The 16,730-nt window shown below is 71.1% G+C and carries 16 protein-coding genes and 4 tRNA genes; 12 read left to right on the forward strand and 8 right to left on the reverse strand.

The window, feature by feature from the left end; translation table 11 throughout:
* The first annotated feature begins 59 nt into the window (after positions 1-59).
* From HUS56_RS14765 to HUS56_RS14795, 7 genes are all read left to right on the forward strand, one after another.
* Positions 60-596 (forward strand): HAD-IIIA family hydrolase, encoded by a 537-nt coding sequence (locus HUS56_RS14765; protein ID WP_173924175.1) that lies wholly within the window; start codon positions 60-62, stop codon positions 594-596.
* Positions 593-1,684, forward strand: a complete 1,092-nt coding sequence (locus HUS56_RS14770; RefSeq protein WP_173924176.1) for a glycosyltransferase family 9 protein — start codon at positions 593-595, stop codon at positions 1,682-1,684. Before HUS56_RS14765 ends, HUS56_RS14770 begins: the two co-directional genes overlap by 4 nt.
* Entirely contained in the window at positions 1,681-2,712 is a 1,032-nt protein-coding gene (locus HUS56_RS14775; protein WP_173924177.1) for a glycosyltransferase, read from the forward strand. Before HUS56_RS14770 ends, HUS56_RS14775 begins: the two co-directional genes overlap by 4 nt.
* The gene (locus HUS56_RS14780; RefSeq protein WP_173924178.1) at positions 2,712-3,959 is read left to right on the forward strand and encodes a glycosyltransferase; all 1,248 of its coding nucleotides are present in this window, start codon (positions 2,712-2,714) and stop codon (positions 3,957-3,959) included. Before HUS56_RS14775 ends, HUS56_RS14780 begins: the two co-directional genes overlap by 1 nt.
* The gene (locus HUS56_RS14785) at positions 3,956-4,597 is read left to right on the forward strand and encodes an SIS domain-containing protein (protein ID WP_173924179.1); all 642 of its coding nucleotides are present in this window, start codon (positions 3,956-3,958) and stop codon (positions 4,595-4,597) included. The genes HUS56_RS14780 and HUS56_RS14785 overlap by 4 nt, the downstream gene beginning before the upstream one ends.
* Entirely contained in the window at positions 4,594-5,526 is a 933-nt protein-coding gene (locus HUS56_RS14790) for a bifunctional heptose 7-phosphate kinase/heptose 1-phosphate adenyltransferase (RefSeq protein WP_173924180.1), read from the forward strand. The genes HUS56_RS14785 and HUS56_RS14790 overlap by 4 nt, the downstream gene beginning before the upstream one ends.
* 65 nt (positions 5,527-5,591) lie before the next feature.
* Positions 5,592-6,323: an SDR family oxidoreductase gene (locus HUS56_RS14795; RefSeq protein ID WP_173924617.1), complete on the forward strand. Its 732-nt coding sequence runs from the start codon at positions 5,592-5,594 to the stop codon at positions 6,321-6,323.
* Here the strand turns inward: HUS56_RS14795 and HUS56_RS14800 are convergent.
* Positions 6,253-7,401: a glycosyltransferase family 9 protein gene (locus tag HUS56_RS14800; RefSeq protein ID WP_173924181.1), complete on the reverse strand. Its 1,149-nt coding sequence runs from the start codon at positions 7,399-7,401 to the stop codon at positions 6,253-6,255. The genes HUS56_RS14795 and HUS56_RS14800 overlap by 71 nt on opposite strands.
* Before the next feature lie 106 nt (positions 7,402-7,507).
* Between HUS56_RS14800 and rfaE2 the strand changes: the two genes are divergently transcribed.
* Together rfaE2 and HUS56_RS14810 are read left to right on the forward strand one after the other, a co-directional pair.
* Positions 7,508-8,992 (forward strand): D-glycero-beta-D-manno-heptose 1-phosphate adenylyltransferase, encoded by a 1,485-nt coding sequence (gene rfaE2 / locus HUS56_RS14805; RefSeq protein WP_173924182.1) that lies wholly within the window; start codon positions 7,508-7,510, stop codon positions 8,990-8,992.
* Positions 8,989-9,855, forward strand: a complete 867-nt coding sequence (locus HUS56_RS14810; RefSeq protein ID WP_173924183.1) for a glycosyltransferase family A protein — start codon at positions 8,989-8,991, stop codon at positions 9,853-9,855. The genes rfaE2 and HUS56_RS14810 overlap by 4 nt, the downstream gene beginning before the upstream one ends.
* Positions 9,856-9,902: 47 nt before the next feature.
* Here HUS56_RS14810 and HUS56_RS14815 read toward each other — a convergent pair.
* The 3 genes from HUS56_RS14815 to HUS56_RS14825 all read right to left on the reverse strand — a co-directional run bounded on the left by HUS56_RS14815 (position 9,903) and on the right by HUS56_RS14825 (position 10,203).
* Positions 9,903-9,977: transfer RNA gene (locus HUS56_RS14815), tRNA-Val, on the reverse strand.
* A gap of 25 nt (positions 9,978-10,002) precedes the next feature.
* Positions 10,003-10,073 (reverse strand) — tRNA-Cys (locus tag HUS56_RS14820).
* 57 nt (positions 10,074-10,130) lie between these two features.
* Positions 10,131-10,203, reverse strand: a tRNA-Gly gene (locus tag HUS56_RS14825).
* Positions 10,204-10,359: 156 nt separating this feature from the next.
* Between HUS56_RS14825 and HUS56_RS14830 the strand changes: the two genes are divergently transcribed.
* Positions 10,360-10,432 (forward strand) — tRNA-Val (locus HUS56_RS14830).
* 392 nt (positions 10,433-10,824) lie between these two features.
* Here HUS56_RS14830 and HUS56_RS14835 read toward each other — a convergent pair.
* From HUS56_RS14835 to zapE, 3 genes are all read right to left on the reverse strand, one after another.
* Positions 10,825-11,394, reverse strand: a complete 570-nt coding sequence (locus HUS56_RS14835) for a type II toxin-antitoxin system PemK/MazF family toxin (protein WP_217424032.1) — start codon at positions 11,392-11,394, stop codon at positions 10,825-10,827.
* Positions 11,395-11,445: 51 nt separating this feature from the next.
* A complete protein-coding gene (locus HUS56_RS14840; protein ID WP_173924184.1) occupies positions 11,446-12,666 on the reverse strand; it encodes an ammonium transporter in 1,221 nt (406 codons plus the stop codon).
* Between the two features lie 182 nt (positions 12,667-12,848).
* Positions 12,849-13,904: a cell division protein ZapE gene (zapE, locus tag HUS56_RS14845; protein ID WP_173924185.1), complete on the reverse strand. Its 1,056-nt coding sequence runs from the start codon at positions 13,902-13,904 to the stop codon at positions 12,849-12,851.
* 143 nt (positions 13,905-14,047) lie between these two features.
* On the opposite strand from zapE, the gene HUS56_RS14850 reads away from it, so the two are divergent.
* Positions 14,048-14,947, forward strand: a complete 900-nt coding sequence (locus HUS56_RS14850; RefSeq protein ID WP_173924186.1) for a sulfurtransferase — start codon at positions 14,048-14,050, stop codon at positions 14,945-14,947.
* A 51-nt stretch (positions 14,948-14,998) separates the two neighbouring features.
* Positions 14,999-15,436, forward strand: a complete 438-nt coding sequence (locus HUS56_RS14855; RefSeq protein WP_173924187.1) for a SufE family protein — start codon at positions 14,999-15,001, stop codon at positions 15,434-15,436.
* Between the two features lie 7 nt (positions 15,437-15,443).
* On the opposite strand, the gene HUS56_RS14860 is transcribed toward HUS56_RS14855, so the two are convergent.
* Entirely contained in the window at positions 15,444-16,655 is a 1,212-nt protein-coding gene (locus tag HUS56_RS14860) for a S9 family peptidase (RefSeq protein WP_173924188.1), read from the reverse strand.
* Positions 16,656-16,730 lie beyond the last annotated feature (75 nt).

A 16,730-nucleotide genomic window follows, 5' to 3' on the forward strand; every position in this document is an offset into this window, starting at 1 on the left:
GTGCGGAAGCCCGGCCCTCGCGACGTTTGGGTGCCCGAGAAGTGGGTATCGAAACGAGTATGGCGACTCGCGTACCACGCGCCGTGCTGTTCGATCGCGACGGCACGCTGATCCGTGACGTGCCGTACAACGGCGACCCCGAGTACGTCGTGCCGATGCCCACCGTGGCCGATGCGCTCGGGGCACTTCGCCGCCGAGGCGTGCTCGTCGGGGTGGTGTCGAATCAGTCGGGGATCGCTCGCGGGCTGCTCACCCGGCGTGAGGTGGACGCCGTCAACGCGCGGGTCGACGGGTTGCGGGGTCCGTTCGATGTCTGGCGCATCTGCCCCCAGGGCGAGGACGACGGCTGCGCCTGCCGCAAGCCGGCGCCGGGAATGGTGGTCTCCGCGTGCCGGGCACTGGGTGTCGCCCCGTCGGAGACCGCGCTGATCGGCGACATCGCGGCGGACATGGGTGCCGCATCCGCGGCGGGCGTGCACGGCATCCTCGTGCCGAACACGACGACCCGGCGCGACGAGGTGCGAGGCGCGGCCGAGGTCGCCGCCACCGTGGGCGAGGCGGTCCGACGCCTGCTCGGGGAGGGCGGGAGCACATGACGCGGGAACGACGCCGTCGGGTGCTCGTGGCCCGGCTCGACAGCATGGGGGACGTGCTCCTCTGCGGGCCCGCCGTTCGCGCCGTGGCCGCGTGCGCCGAGGTCCACCTCCTGTGCGGGCCGCGAGGTGCGGCCGCCGGGCGGATGCTGCCGGGGGTGGCGGCGAAGCACGTGTGGGACGCGCCGTGGATCGCAGCGGAGCCGGCGCCGCCGGCCTCGCACGCCCACATCGCTGCCCTCGAGACGATCGTCGAGGAAGCGCGCCCGGACGCGGCCGTCATCCTCACGTCCTTCCACCAGAGCCCGCTGCCGTTGGCCCTCCTGCTCCGCATGAACGGGGTCGCGCACGTGACCGGCGCGTCGGTGGACTACGCGGGCTCCCTGCTCGACGTGCGCCTCCGACCCGGCGAGGACTTTCCCGAGGAGCAGTCCGAGGTGGCCCGAGCGCTCACGATCGCCCGAGCCGGCGGGTTCGAACTTCCTCCCGGAGACGACGGCCGGCTGGCGGTCGTCACCGCCCCGGGCCGTCCGCCCGGCCTCCCGAAGGATTACGTGGTCATCCACCCGGGCGCTGCCGTGGAGTCCCGCGCCTGGCCGGCCGAGCGGCACCGCGAACTCGTCGCACTCCTGCGCGCCGCCGCGATCGAGGTCGTCGTGACCGGCGGTCCCGACGAGCGGGAGCTCGTGTCTCGGGTCGCCGGCGGAGGGGCCACCGATCTCGGAGGACGCACACCGCTCCCCGACCTCGCGCGCGTGCTCCGCGCTGCCGACGTCGTCGTCGCCGGCAACACCGGCGCAGCGCACCTGGCGGCCGCCGTCGGGACACCGGTGGTGAGCCTTTTCTCCCCCGTCGTGTCGGAACGGTGCTGGCGTCCGTTCGGCGTGCCGACCGTCGTGTTCGGGCGAACGGATGTCGCGTGCGCGGGCACTCGAGCACGGACATGTCCGGTACCCGGACATCCGTGCCTCGCGGACGTGCTCCCGTCCTCGGTCGCGGCGGCGGTGCTGGCGCTCCGGCCTGCAGCGCCGGGCGCAGCATCCGACTCCTCGGCCCCGGTCGAGCGATCGGCGGAAGCGGTGCCGGCATGAGGATCCTGCTCTGGCACGTGCATGGCGGCTGGACCGACGCGTTCGTCCGTGGTCGGCACGACTACGTGCTGCCCGTCGACGAGCGCCGCGGTCCTTGGGGGCTCGGCCTCGCAGGTCGTCCGTGGCCGCATGCGGTGGAGGTTCCATTCTCCGACCTCCGCTACGAGGACATCGACCTCGTGCTGCTGCAGCGCACGGAGGATCTCGTGCTCGCAGAGGCGCTGCTCGGACGGGTCCCCGGCGTCGACGTGCCCGCGGTGTTCGTCGAGCACAACACGCCGAAGCCGTACGCGGCCACGACGCGGCATCCGCTCGCCGACCGTGACGACCTGCTCATCGTCCATGTCACCCACTTCAACCAGTTGATGTGGGACGTCGGCAGTACGAGGTCGACCGTCATCGAACACGGCCTGCCGGATCCGGGCCTACGGTATCGGGGCGACCTCGAGCGCATGGCGGTGGTGGTCAACGAACCCGTCCGCCGCGGCCGGATCACCGGCACGGACCTGCTTCCCCACTTCACCCGTGCGGGCCGCCTCGACCTGTTCGGCATGGGCGTCGACGCCGTCCCGTCAGCGCTCGGTGTCGACCCCGTCCTGATCCGTCCCTGCGGAGAGCTGCCGACGCCCCAGCTGCATGACGCCCTCGCGCATCGGCGCCTCTACCTCCACACGACCCGATGGACCTCCCTCGGCCTGTCCCTCATCGAGGCGATGCTCCTCGGGATGCCGGTCGTCGTGCTGCAGTCCACCGACGCCGCCAGAGCGGTGCCTCCCGGCGCCGGATTCGTCTCGGCCGACCTCGGCGAACTCGTGTCCGCCGCGCGGTGGCTGCTCGAGGATCCCGAGCAAGCTGCGGTCGTGGGCCGAACCGCCCGTGAGACCGCGCTCGAACGGTACCGGCTGTCGCGATTCCTGGCGGACTGGGATGCCCTCATCGGGGACGAGGTCGGTCGACCCGTGGGCCGCGGACGCGCCGTCGCGTTCGATGCGGCCGGGTTCGGGTCGACCGAATGGAAGGAGACATGATGCGCATCGCGATGATCTCGGAGCACGCCAGCCCTCTCGCGACCTTGGGCGGCGTGGATGCCGGCGGCCAGAACGTGCACGTCGCCGCGCTGTCCACCGCCCTCGCCCGCCGCGGGCACCAGGTTCGGGTGTACACGCGCCGCGACGACGCCACGCTGCCCCGCACGGTCACCTTCGCCCCGGGCGTCGACGTGGTGCACGTCGCAGCGGGAGCGCCAGAGCACATCCCCAAGGACGCGCTGCTCCCCCACATGGCGGCGCTCGCTGCCGGCATCGCCGAGGACTGGCGGGTCTGGCGGCCGGATGTCGCGCACGGGCACTTCTGGATGTCGGGGCTCGCGACCCTCGACGCGGCCGCAGCGATACCTGAGCCACCGGCGGTCCTGCAGACCTTCCATGCACTCGGCGTTGTCAAGCGACGCCACCAGGGTCCGGCCGACACCAGTCCTCGGGAACGCGAGTGGCTGGAGCCGGATGTCGGGCGTCGCGCCGACCGAGTCGTCGCGACCTGCTCCGACGAGGCGTTCGAGCTCAAGAAACTCGGCGTGCAGCAGGATCGCATCTCGGTGATCCCGTGCGGCGTCGATCTCGACCATTTCCGGCCGGAGGGTGATGGTGAGGCGAAACGGCGCCCGTACCGCGTGCTCATCGTCGGTCGTCTCGTGCCGCGGAAGGGCGTCGGCACGGTGATCGAGGCGATCTCGCAGCTCGCAGCCGACGGCATCGACGCCGAGCTCGTCATCGTCGGCGGCGGGGCTCCTGCCGGCGGGGGCGACCCGGAACTCACCCGGCTCGCGGAACTCGCCGACCGGTTCGGTGTGACGGATCGGGTCGAGCTCCGGGGTCAGGTCCCGCAGTCCGACCTGCCGCCCGTCTACCGGTCGGCGGATGTCGTGGTGTGCGCGCCCTGGTACGAGCCATTCGGTATCGTGCCGCTCGAGGCGATGGCGAGCGGCCGGGCCGTGGTGGCGTCGTCGGTCGGAGGGCTCATCGACACCGTGGTGCACGCCCGGACGGGACTCCACGTACCGCCACGTGACCCCACGGCCGTCGCGGGTGCCATCCGCGAACTGCTCGAAGACCCTGCGAGAGCCGACCGGCTCGGCTCAGCGGGTCGCCGCCGCGTCGAGTCGCGCTACTCCTGGGACCGTGTCGCGGCAGATACCGAACGCGCGTACCGCACGGCGCTTCGGCGGCCGCGGCTCGCGGCCGCGGGAGGCTCGGCAGCCCGGGGAGTGGGGCGATGAACGCCATCGGCATCTCCGGCGCGGCCTCGAGCGCCCGACTGGCCGGTGCCTCCCGTGCGGTCGCGACCGAGGCGTCACCCGTCGCGGCGCATCTCTCGGAGGCGGTCGCCGCGGTCGCCGCGCTGGCGGACGAGGCCGAGCACATCACGCGCTGGGGACGAGAGCTCGCAGGCCGACTCGCTGGCGGCGGCAGGCTGCTCGTCGCCGGCAACGGCGGATCCGCCGCGGAGGCCCAGCACCTCGCTGCCGAGCTCACGGGTCGCTTCCGCGAGGACCGGCCCCCGTTCTCGGCGATCGCCTTGAACACCGACACCTCGGCCATCACCGCGATCGGCAACGATTACGGGTTCTCCGAGGTCTTCGCACGTCAGGTCAGGGCGCACGGCCGCCGTGGTGACATCCTCCTGCTGCTCTCGACGAGTGGTGCCAGTGCGAACCTGCTGCGCGCCGCCGCTGCCGCCGCCGAACTCGACATGGTGCGGTGGAGCATGACGGGGTCCGCGCCCAATCCGCTGCGCGCTGCGTGCGACGACGGCATCTCCCTTTGCGGGCCGAGCGCCAACGTCCAGGAAGCCGAACTCGTGGCAGTGCACGCGTTGTGCGTGGCCTTCGAAGAGGCGTTGGAGGGGTCCCCGTGAACCCGCGCATCCTCGTGCTCGGCGACGTCCTGCTCGACGTCGACCTGGCCGGCGGCGCGAGCCGGCTCTCACCCGACGGGCCGGTGCCGGTTGTCGACGTCACCGAGCGAGTGGAGCGTGCGGGCGGCGCCGGGCTGGTCGCGACGTTCCTCGCCGCGGATGGCGCCGAGGTCACGCTCGCCACCGCGATCGCGGAAGACGCCCGTGGTCAGCGGATCCGAACGCTCCTGCATGGCGTGCGGCTCGCGGCAGCGGAGCTCGCGGCCCCCACGCCGACGAAGACCCGCGTGCACGCCGGGGCTCATCCGGTGGCCCGCATCGACGAGGGATGCGGGGCGCCCGGACGCATCCGGCGGATGAGCGTGGTCATCGAGGAGATCCGCACGGCGGACCTCGTCGTGGCCGCCGACTACGGCCGTGGACTCCTCGCCGGCGAGCAGGTGCGAACCGCACTCGCCCGGCGCGCCGAGGACATCCCCATCGTGTGGGATCCCCACCCGCGCGGAACCAGTCCGGTACCGGGGTGCCGTCTCGTCACCCCGAATCGCGCGGAGGCGGCCGGGATCGAGGGCATCGCCGTCGACGACGCCCGGCACGCGCTCGACGTGGCGGCGGACCTGAGGGTGCGATGGAACGCGCGCTGCGTCGCAGTGACCCTCGACGCGGACGGCGCCGCGGTCGCCCTCGACGACGGCAGCCACTCGTTGCTGCCCACGCGTCGCGTGCAGGTCACGGACTCCTGTGGGGCGGGCGATCGGCTCGCCTCCGCGGCGGCCCTGCAGCTCGCATCGGGCGCGCCCGTGCTCGACGCCGTGCGGTCCGGAGTGGCCCTTGCGACGGACTTCCTCGAAGCCGGTGGTGTCGCCGCGCTACCCAGGCACCGTGCCGGGCCGTTTGAACGCCGGCCTCCCCTCGCCGCGGTCGGCTGAACCCGCACCGCTCTCGAATCGAACACATCGCATCCGCGACGAAAGGAGCATCCATGTCCGACACCATGGTGAACGAGCAGACCCGCCGTTCGACGCGCCGGGCGGTCCGTGAGGACCGCAACCCGGGGCGCACGATCATCACCGGTGGAGCGGCGGGCCTCGGCGCGGCGATCGCCGACGCCGTGGCCTCAGCAGGCGGCATCCCGATCGTCTTCGATCTGGCCGAGTCGGCAGATCACGAGTCGCACGCGGTCGACGTGTCGGCGACACGTGAGCTCGAGGCTGTGGTCACCGAGGTCGCGGCCCTGCACGGCGGCCTCGACTCGGTGGTGACCGCGGCCGGAATCGACCGGTGCGGGCCGCTGGACGCGGTCGCCCCGAGCGAGTGGGAGCGAGTGATCGCGGTCAACCTGCTCGGCACGGCCGCGACCGTGCGCGCCGCATTGCCCCACTTGATGGAGTCGCGCGGCAGGGTGGTCACGGTCACCTCGACGCTCGCCCTGCGCGGCGCGGCCGACGCCACCGCCTACTGCGCCTCGAAGTTCGGCGTGCTCGGATTCACCCGCGCGCTCGCGGCGGAGACGGCCGGACGGGTGGGAGTCAGCGCGCTCATCCCCGGTGGCATGCGGACCGGGTTCTTCGACGACCGCGCCGAGCAGTACCGTCCGGGACCCGACGCCGACCTGAACGATCCGGCCGACGTGGCCGACGCGGTGGTGTTCGCGCTCACCCGGCCCGTCGGATTCGAGGTCCGCGAGCTGCTGGTGTGCCCGGCCGGCGAGACGTCGTGGCCATGAGCAGGCGGGCGTCGGCGAGTACGGCATCGGCCTCGACGTCGGCGACGAATGAGACGTCGTGCTCGCAGCGCTCGGCCGTCCATCCCACCTGCGTGATGTCCACCGCGCACACGGGGCAGTGCGTCGTGAAGGACAGGTGCACTCGATGACGTCCGCGGCCGAACGGCGCGGCGTTCACGACGTTGCCGAACCAGAACACGCCGACGGTGGGTGCCCCGACCGCTTGAGCCAGGTGGCGGGGGCCGCTGTCGTCCGCCACGACGAGATCGGCCCGTTCGAGCACTGCCGCCGTCTCACCCAGCTGCAGTCGGCCTGCCAGCCGCAGGATGCCGCGGCCAGCGGCTCCCGACTGCTGCACGATGTCGGCCTCGATGGCACGATCCGACTCGTCACCGACGATCGCGACCCGCGCGCCGTCGTCGAGGAGCCCTCGGACCACGTGCGCGAAGCGGTCGGACGGCCATCGACGCCGCGGATCCGTCGCGCCGGGGTGGACGACGACGAGGGGCTGCTCCCCGGTCGGGAGGAGCTCGGCGGCGCGTGCACGCTCACCGGGCAGCACCGCGAACGTGGGCTCGAGCTCGACGGGCGGCGCCCCGGCGAGCCCCGCCAGCTCGAGGCCGCGGACGACCTCGTGCTGGTAGTACGCGTACGGCAGGGTCCGCTCCAACGGTGGAGCGTCCTCCGTCGCCGACCCCACCGTGTGCCGGGCGCCGAGCGCGAGCACGAACGGGTTCGAGTTGCGGCCGCCACCGTGGAGCTGCACGGCGAGATCGAACCGCAGGCCGCGCATCCGCTCGAGGAACGCCTCCTCGTCCTCCCCCATCGTTCCCGCAGCGTCACGAATGCCGGGCGCGTGCGGCAGGACCTCGACGCGGTCCACCGGCCCCGGACGCCCGCTGAGCAGTCGGGCGTGCAGCGGCGTGCCAAGCAGCACGATCTCGGCGTCGGGGTACGCCGCCTCGAGGGCGGTCAGCGCCGGCATCGCGAACAGCAGGTCACCGATCCCGCCGCCGCGCAGCACGGCGATCCGCCGCACATCGTCGAACCGGTCCTCGAGCGGTGCCACGCCCTGCATTCGTCCTCCTGCCGTGTCGGTCGGAAAGCTGCCAGTCACCTTCCCCGGATCGGGCGTGCTGAAACCCGGCGCATGCGTGTTGCCGGCGATGGGTAGGGAGTCGCACATGGAGACGACCGCAGCCGCCGCAGAGCAGATTCGTCATCGCCGCCCACGCGTCGTCGTCGTCGGCGATGCGCTCCTCGATCGCTGGTGGAACGGCCGAAGCCGGCGCCTCAGCCGCGAAGCGCCCGCACCGGTCGTCGAGCTCGCCGACGTGCTCGAGGCACCCGGCGGCGCAGCGAACACGGCGGCGAATGTCGCCGCGCTCGGCGCGCGCTGCGAGCTGGTGGCGGGCATCGGGCGGGATGCGGCGGGTGAGGCCCTCATCGCAGCGCTGGATCGTGTCGGCGCATCGACCCGGTACGTGCGCCGTGACCCCGGACGCCGGACGGTCACCAAGACGCGGATCGTCGCCGACGACCAGGTTCTCGCACGCGTCGACGACGCCCGGCCGGTCGACCATCCGGGCCCGAGCCGTGACCCCGGCGAGCTCGCCGACCACCTCACCGCGGCGCTCCGGGGCGCGGACGCACTCATCGTGAGCGACTACGGATCGAGCACCCTCCCCGATGTGGTGCACGAAGCGCTCGAGAGGGTGGCGCATCCGCCGGTGGTTCTCGTCGATGCGCACGACCTCGCCCGCTGGCACCGACTCCACCCTGACGTGGTCGTGCCGAACGCCGACGAGGCGGGCCGACTGCTGGGAACGAGCCTGGGCGAATCGCGGGACCGGCGCCGGACTGCGACCCGCGCGTCGTCCGAGCTGCTCGATCGCTCCGGCGCGCGTGCGGTCATCGTCACACTCGACCGCGACGGAGCGGTGCTGCTGCGACGAGGCGCCGAGCCGGTCGTCACGTCGGCGCACCCGGTCTCCGAGCGATTCGCCGCAGGCGCCGGCGACACCTTCGCGGCCGCGATCGCCACGGCCCTGGCCTCGGATGTGCCGCTACCCATGGCGATGCGGCTCGCCCAGGGCGCCGCCGATGTCGCGCTCGCCCACGAGGGGACGACGGTGTGCACCGGAGACGAGCTGATGCGCCGCCTGGCGCACCCGCCCGCCGCGCTCCTGGATGCCGCGACGGTGCACGAGCAGATCGACCGTCATCGTGCGGACGGGCAGCGAGTCGTGTTCACGAACGGATGTTTCGACGTGCTGCACGTGGGCCACACGACGTACCTCAAGCAGGCCCGCGAGCTCGGCGATGTGCTGGTGGTCGGGGTGAACAGCGACGACTCCGTCCGGCGGTTGAAGGGGCCGGCGCGACCGGTCAATTCCGCAGAAGACCGTGCCGGGCTCCTCGCGGCGCTCGAGTGGGTGGACTACGTCACCGTCTTCGACGAGGACACCCCGATCGCGCTGATCGAGCGCCTGCGCCCCGACGTCTACGTCAAGGGCGGCGACTACAGCCCCGAGATGCTCGCCGAGACGCCGGTCGTCGAGGCGTACGGGGGCGAGGTCCGGTTGGTCGACTATGTGCCCGATCACTCCACGACGGCGCTCGTCGAGCGGATCAGGTCGACGACGCAGCCGGCCGAGGAACTGCGATGACGCGTTCCGCTCGGCGCTGGTCGGGTGAGTGGGGGCGGGTCCTCCCACCGGAGGAGGACGTCGAGGTCGACGTCCTGATCCCGACGGTGGGTCGCATCCCGGAACTGGCTGCAACCCTCGCGGGGCTCGCTGCCCAGGACGCGCCGCGGTTCGGCGTGATCATCGGCGATCAGTCCTCGGATGCCGCGACCGCGCGCCATCCGGTCATCGCCTCCCTGCTCCGGGTCCTCGAGGCGGAGGGGCATCCCGTGTCCGTGCTCCCCCACACCGAGCGCCGCGGACTGGCGGAGCATCGCCAGTTCCTCCTGGACCGGGCGTCGGCGCCGGCGGTGCTGTTCCTCGACGACGACGTCTGGCTCGAGCCGGGTGCCCTGGAGCGCATGCACGATGCGCTCCGGGAACTCGGGTGCGGGTTCGTGGGGCAGGCCGTCCAGGGACTGTCGTACCTGCCCGACCGTCGCGACCACGAGGCGCGCAGCTTCGAGCTCTGGGACGGGCCGGTGAACCCCGAGCGCATCCGCCCCGACTCGCCCGAGTTCGAGCGGTGGCGGTTGCACAACGCGGCGAACCTCGCGCACGTCGCGAGCCGCCTCGAGGTGCCCGACGGCGGTTGGCGCGCGTACCGCATCGCATGGGTCGGCGCGTGCGTCCTGTTCGACCGGCGAGCGCTCGTCGAGTGCGGCGGGTTCGGCTTCTGGCGTGATCTGCCGACGGACCACGCCGGCGAGGACGTCGTGGCGCAGTGGCGGGTGATGGAGCGCTACGGGGGCGCGGGGCTCGTCCCGAGCGGCGCCGTGCACCTGGAGTCGCCGACCACCGTGACCGACCGGCGCACGGAGGCGTCACGGGCGCTGCGCGTGTGACTGCTCCCGAACGACGAAACACCCCGGCCGCAGCCGGGGTGTTGTCGTGGTGGGCGATACTGGGTTCGAACCAGTGACCTCTTCCGTGTCAGGGAAGCGCGCTACCGCTGCGCCAATCGCCCAAGTCCGAGATGCTCTCGGCTTGAGAGGTGGATACGGGATTCGAACCCGTGTATACGGCTTTGCAGGCCGCTGCCTCGCCTCTCGGCCAATCCACCGTGTCTGGGTTCACCACCATGAGAACAGGAATCGGGCTCACGCCCGATCCTGATCAGAGCGGATGACGAGACTCGAACTCGCGACCCTCACCTTGGCAAGGTGATGCGCTACCAACTGCGCCACATCCGCGTTGCCCGCATTTCTGCGTGCAGAGAGACTCTAACGGATACCCCGATCGATTCACAAACCGAACGGACGCGTGACACGATCGCTCGCCGATGTGCAAACGCACGGCGCGGTCGGCTAGTATCGAGTCCGCGGTCGGAGCGATTCGGCCCATCCTTCGGGCGATTGGCGCAGCTGGTAGCGCGCTTCCTTCACACGGAAGAGGTCGTCGGTTCGAGCCCGGCATCGCCCACGAACGCCCCCACTCCACTGGGGGCGTTCGTCGTTCACCGGCGCACGCCGTTGTGGCATCCACAGCGCCCGCCTACCCTGACGCCCGTACCCGCACGAGTGTCGAGGAGGCAGCCAGCACCGGCGAGGTGTCGTTCATCGAGTTCGGCGGTCGGGACGCAACGGCGGCCCGCCGCTTCTACGGAGAGCTGTTCGGGTGGACGTTCGATGTCGGACCCGGCGGCGATGGGTGCGATCGACGGCGTCGGCGTACCGGCGGGTGTCCACGGCGGCGACGAGGGAGCGGCGCCCTCCGTGTTCTTCCGGGTGGACGACCTCGATGCCGCAGTGGTCGCCCTTCGGGCTGCATCGACCGCCACACCGCTGAACGCGATCGGCGAGCCGCTCCTGAGATCAGCGCCAGCCGTACCGGTCACGGAGTGCGCCGGTGATGCGCGCGTACCGGGCGGCGTCGAGCGACGCGGCTTCCCGTCGCATTCCGCCGCTGCGCACTCGGAACACGCGGTCGATTCGCGCCCAGCTGGGACGACCGGAGGCATCCCAGGCGCCGTGGCCCAATGCCACGTAGTCGCGATCGCCGTCGTGCGGCCTGCTCGTCAGCTGGACCGCGAGGAAGTCACCGTCTCGGGACGCCGCGACGATCGCCACGGGACGATCCTTGCCTCGTCCGTCCCGCTCCTCGTACGGCACCCAGGTCCACACGATCTCACCGGGGTCGGGATCGCCGTCTCGCGACGGGGCGTACGCCAGGCGCACGCGCTGGAGTCGTGAGGGATCCACCTCGATGGTCGCGTCGGGCCCTGCCTGCCCGGGCGACAGGAGCCCCGTGCCGGTCGACGTCCCCGTCGATGTCGCCGACGCGGCATCGGACCCGGGCTGTGAACGTGCGGCCGATCTGCGACTGCCCGACAGCGAGCGGATGACACGACCGAGGGCGGTGAGGAAGCGACTGGTGTCCGACACACCCGCACACTATCCCACCGCCCTCTCCGCGCTCCGAGGCGGACGGACCGGTCACACGCTCTCGAGCTGATAGCCCTCGTGCCCGTGCACCACCGTGTCGATGCCGGCGATCTCGTCCTCGTTCTTCACGCGGAATCCGATCGACTTCTCGATCGCGAAGCCGAGGATCCAGGCGACGACGAACGAGAAGGCCATGACCGCGACCGCTGCGATGGCCTGCACCGCGAGCTGTCCGAGGCCGCCACCCGTGAACAGGCCGGTGTCGATCGCGAAGAAGCCGAGGTACAGCGTGCCGATGAGGCCGCCGACGAGGTGGATGCCCACCACGTCGAGCGAGTCGTCGAAGCCGAACTTGAACTTCAGCTCGATCGCGAAGGCGCACAGGGCTCCCGCGACGACACCCAGCAGGAGCGCCCAACCGGGCTCGAGGTTGGCGCACGCCGGCGTGATCGCCACCAGGCCGGCGACCGCGCCGGAGGCGGCACCGACCGCGGTCGGCTTGCCGTCCTTGAACTTCTCGACGACGAGCCATCCGAGGATCGCTGCGGCGGTCGCGCCGAGGGTGTTGATGACGATGAGGCCCGAGTTGGCGAGACCGTTCAGCCATTCGGCCCCGGCGTTGAACCCGAACCAGCCGAACCACAGCACCGCGGCGCCGAGGAGCGTCAGGGGCACGTTGTGCGGCTTGTCCATGCCCTTCTGGAATCCGACGCGCTTGCCGAGGACGAGCGCCAACGCGAGTGCCGCCGCACCGGCGTTGATGTGCACCGCCGTACCGCCCGCATAGTCGATGACCGCGGGCAATCCGAGCGACTCCCCGAGGTTCAGGATCCACCCGCCACCCCAGACCCAGGCCGCAACCGGGAAGTAGACCACCGTCGCCCAGATCCCGGCGAAGATCATCCACGAACCGAACTTCGCTCGGTCGGCGATCGCACCCGAGATCAGTGCGACCGTGATGATCGCGAAGGTCGCGCCGAACGCGACGCCGATGAGGTCGGTGTTCGCCGACTCACCCGTCGCGAGCCCGCCGAGTGCGAAGTCCGAGAAGGGGTTGCCCGCGAAATCCCACACGCTTCCGACGGCGCTCATGTTGAAGCCGTAGAGCACCCAGAGCACGCTCACGAGCCCAAGTGCCCCGAAGCTCATCATCATCATGCTGACGACGCTCTTGGCCTTGACGAGACCTCCGTAGAAGAAGGCGACGCCCGGTGTCATGAACAGCACGAGTGCGGTGGCCGTGATCGCCCACGCGATGCTTCCGGTATCCATCTGAAATCCTCACACCTCTTGAACCTGCAGGGGACGTACCGCGAGGCGATCGAGCCAGCGTCGGCCCCGGGTACGGGTTCAGGATGGTGCGGGCACGTTTCGGCGGAGCTCCCGCAATCGTTTCGTGTCCGTTACGAACACGGGCCGCAGGTAACGAGCATGTTTCGGATGCCGCGCAGTGATCAGTCGTGCGGTGGGAGCTCACCGGTCGTCAAGGCGATCATGCGGCTCATCGACCGCAGGTACTTCTTGCGGTAACCGCCCGCCATCATGTCGTCGGCGAAGGACTGGTCGAGCGGAAGCCCGCTCGCGATGATCGGGATCTCGGCGTCGTAGACCCGGTCGATGAACGCGACGAGGCGCAGCGCGGCGTTCTGGTCGTCGAGCTCTCCGACGCCGGCGAGTGCGATGAAGTCGATGCCCTCGATGAGCTTGATGTACTTCGACGGATGCACCGTCGCGAGGTGCGCGATGAGCTCGTCGAACGTATCGAGGGAGACGCGATGACCGCGCTCGGCGAGCGCCGTCGCGGCGCGCTCGACATCGGCGTCGTCGGGGAGCGTCTCGGCGTGTCCCTCGGTGTCGCGTCGCCGGTAGTCGAGCCCGTCGATCCGCAGCGTCTCGAAGTTCGATGCCAGGCCGTGGATCTCGCGGAGGAAGTCGGCGGCAGCGAACCGCCCCTCGCCGAGCGCGTTCGGCGGCGTGTTCGAGGTGGCCGCCACGCGGGTTCCGCCGGCCATGAGTTCGCTGAGGAATCGCGTCATGAGCATCGTGTCGCCCGGATCGTCGAGCTCGAACTCGTCGATGCAGATCAGCCGGGCCCCGGAGAGGAGCTTCACGGCATTCGCGTAGCCGAGCGCGCCGACGAGGGCGGTGTACTCGATGAAGGTGCCGAAGTACTTCGGCCCGTGGGCGACGTGCCAGAGTGCGGCGAGCAGGTGGGTCTTGCCCACGCCGAACCCGCCGTCGAGGTAGACGCCCGGAAGCTCGATGCGTGCCGGACGCTTGCGCGAGAAGAATCCGCCGGGCCGCTGCGCCGCGCGCCACGCGCCGGCGAACGTCTTGAGTCGGTCGAGGGCCGCCTGCTGCGAGGGATACTCGGGATCGGGCCGGTACGACTCGAACGACGCGTGCTCGAACTGCGGCGGCGGCACGAGCTCGGAGGCGATCTCCTCACCGGTGATCGACGGATTCCGCTCGACGAGTCGAAGGAGGGCATGAGTCGATACCGTGGTCATGCTGGAGAGGCTCCCGTGTTGCAACGGATGTCGGACATGCTGACTTCCACCTGCACGCCGCGTAGATTCGTTGGTGGACTGCTCACCAGCCTAGTCCGCTCCCCGCCCAGCCGTCCGACCGGACGATCCCAGGAGGTCTGCCGATGCCCGCCGAGTTCGATCCTGCTGCCAAGTTCGCCGAGTACGCGCATCCCGAGCGCCTCGTCTCAACCGATTGGCTCGCGGAGCACCTCGGAGAGCCGGGCCTCGTCGTCGTGGAATCCGACGAGGACGTGCTGCTCTACGAGACCGGACACATCCCGGGCGCCGTGAAGATCGACTGGCACACGGAGCTCAACGACCCGGTCGTCCGCGACTACGTGAACGGCGAGCAGTTCGCGGCACTCGTCGGCTCGAAGGGAATCGCGCGCGACACCACGGTCGTCATCTACGGCGACAAGAACAACTGGTGGGCTGCGTACGCCCTGTGGGTGTTCACCCTGTTCGGGCATGAAGACGTGCGGCTCCTCGACGGCGGACGCGACCTGTGGATCGCCGAGGGGCGCCCCATCACGACCGAGCCACCGCAGGTCACGCCGGTCGAGTACCCGGTCGTCGAGCGCGACGATTCGGTGGTCCGGGCCTTCAAGGAGGACGTGCTCGAGCACCTCGGCAAGCCGCTCATCGACGTCCGCTCCCCCGAGGAGTACACCGGTGAGCGCACGAGCGCCCCCGCGTACCCCGAGGAGGGCGCGCTCCGGGCGGGGCACATTCCCACCGCGGCATCCGTGCCCTGGGCCCGTGCGGCGGCCGGCGACGGCACGTTCAAGACCCGCGCCGAGCTCGACTCCATCTACCGCGACGAGGTCGGGCTGTCCGACGGCGACGAGGTCATCGCGTACTGCCGCATCGGTGAGCGCTCGAGCCACACGTGGTTCGTGCTGCAGTACCTGCTCGGGTTCGAGAACGTGCGGAACTACGACGGCTCCTGGACCGAGTGGGGTAGCGCAGTACGCGTGCCCATCGTCACCGGTGCCGACCGCGGAGAGCCGCCCGCCGGCTGATTTCCGGGGCGATCGGCGGGCCGGTGGGCCCGGAGTGGGACAATGGTCGTGATGGATGCCACGACACTTCCCGCCGCGCTCGCCGAGACGCGCGACGATTTCCTCGCACTCGATGTGCGCGACCGCCTGCAGCTGCTGCTCGAGTTCGCCAACGAGCTGCCCGATCTCCCCGAGCGCTACGCCGACCACCCCGAGCTGCTGGAGCGGGTCGTGGAGTGCCAGTCGCCCGTGTACATGTTCGTCGAGGTCGTCGACGGCCTCGTGCACCTGCACGCGACCGCGCCCGCCGAGTCGCCGACCACCCGGGGCTTCGCTTCGATCCTCGCCCAGGGCGTCGAGGGCCTCACCGTCGACGAGGTGCTCGACATCCCCGACGACTACCCCCAGTCACTCGGACTCAACGAGGCCGTCTCGCCGCTGCGTGTTCGCGGCATGACCGGCATGCTCGCGCGGGCGAAGCGGCAGCTCCGCGACCACGTCGCCGCCTGATCGGCGATCAGCCCGCGATCTCGGCCTCCTCGTCGAGTCGTGGCACGTCCTCCATGCTGCGCTCGAGCCATCCTCGAACAAGCTCCGTCCACCGTTCGGGGTCGTGGTTCCACAGCTTCGTGTGGCGGGCGCCCTCGAAGACCTCGAACTGGATGAGGTCGGGCCGTGCCGCCGCGAATCGCCTCGACCCGTCGATGGGCACGAACCCGTCGTCGACGCTGTGCATGATGAGGATCGGCACCGAGAACTCGTCGGCCCGGGCGACCGGATCGAGCTCCTCCACGGAGATCGGCGCCGCGACGCCCGTGAGCCCGCCGCTCCACGGGCCGCCGAGCAGCCGCGCGACCACGTCGCCCAGTCGTTCGGGCAGGTTCAGCAGCGCGCCCTGGAACCGGAGGATGTCCGTCCAGTCGATGGCCGGCGAGTCGAGGATCACACCGACGAGTCGCTCGCGCACCGTTTCCGATCGCAGGACCGCCTGCAGCGCGATCGCGCCGCCCATCGACCACCCCATGAGCATGATCCGCTCGGCGCCGTGCTCTTCCGCGTAGCGGACGGCCGCGACGACGTCGGCCCATTCGGTGCCGCCGAGTCCGTATCGGCGATCTTCGCTCTCGGGTGCCTCGCCGTCGTTGCGGTACGAGATCAGCAGCGTGTTCCAGCCCGCCGCTCGCGCCGGTTCGACCGCCCGCAGCCCTTCCTGCCGCTTGGCACCACGGCCGTGCACCTGGATGACCCAGTCGGTCGACGCCTCGGCAGCCGGCACGAACCACGCGGGTGCCGGGCCGAGCGGCGTCTCGACGAGCACGTTCTCGTAGGGGTGGCCGAGCTCCCACGGTCCGAGGTGGTACCAGCCGCTCATCCGGCCGCGCTCAGCGCGCTCGAGCCGGCCGAAGTCGACGACGTCCAGGCGCCGGCGTACCACCCGGCCGTCGTCCGCGATCACGTCGCCGAGCCGCGCGTGGCCCGAGTCCCGCTCGAACCAGAACCCGTAGCGTCCCCGCATCCGGGTCTCGTCGGATGCCGCGAGCACGACCTCCTCGCTGGCCAGGTCGACGGAGACGACCCGCTCGTCCTCGGGGCGCGTGATCGGCGGGGTCACCACGCGTCGGGCCATCGTGACCGTGATCACCGCGGCAGTCGCTCCGACGGCGGCAGCGAGCAATCCGACCGCCGCGGCGGCGATCCCGATCGGGCCTGCGCCTCTGCGACTTCCCATTCGTATGCCCCTCCTCGCGAAGCGTTCCTCCGTGTGGGGTGCGGCGCGGCGTGCCGCCGACATCCGCTCCATCCG

Source organism: Agromyces sp. Marseille-P2726 (genome assembly GCF_902809835.1).
In the GTDB taxonomy this organism is placed as follows: Bacteria; Actinomycetota; Actinomycetes; order Actinomycetales; family Microbacteriaceae; genus Agromyces.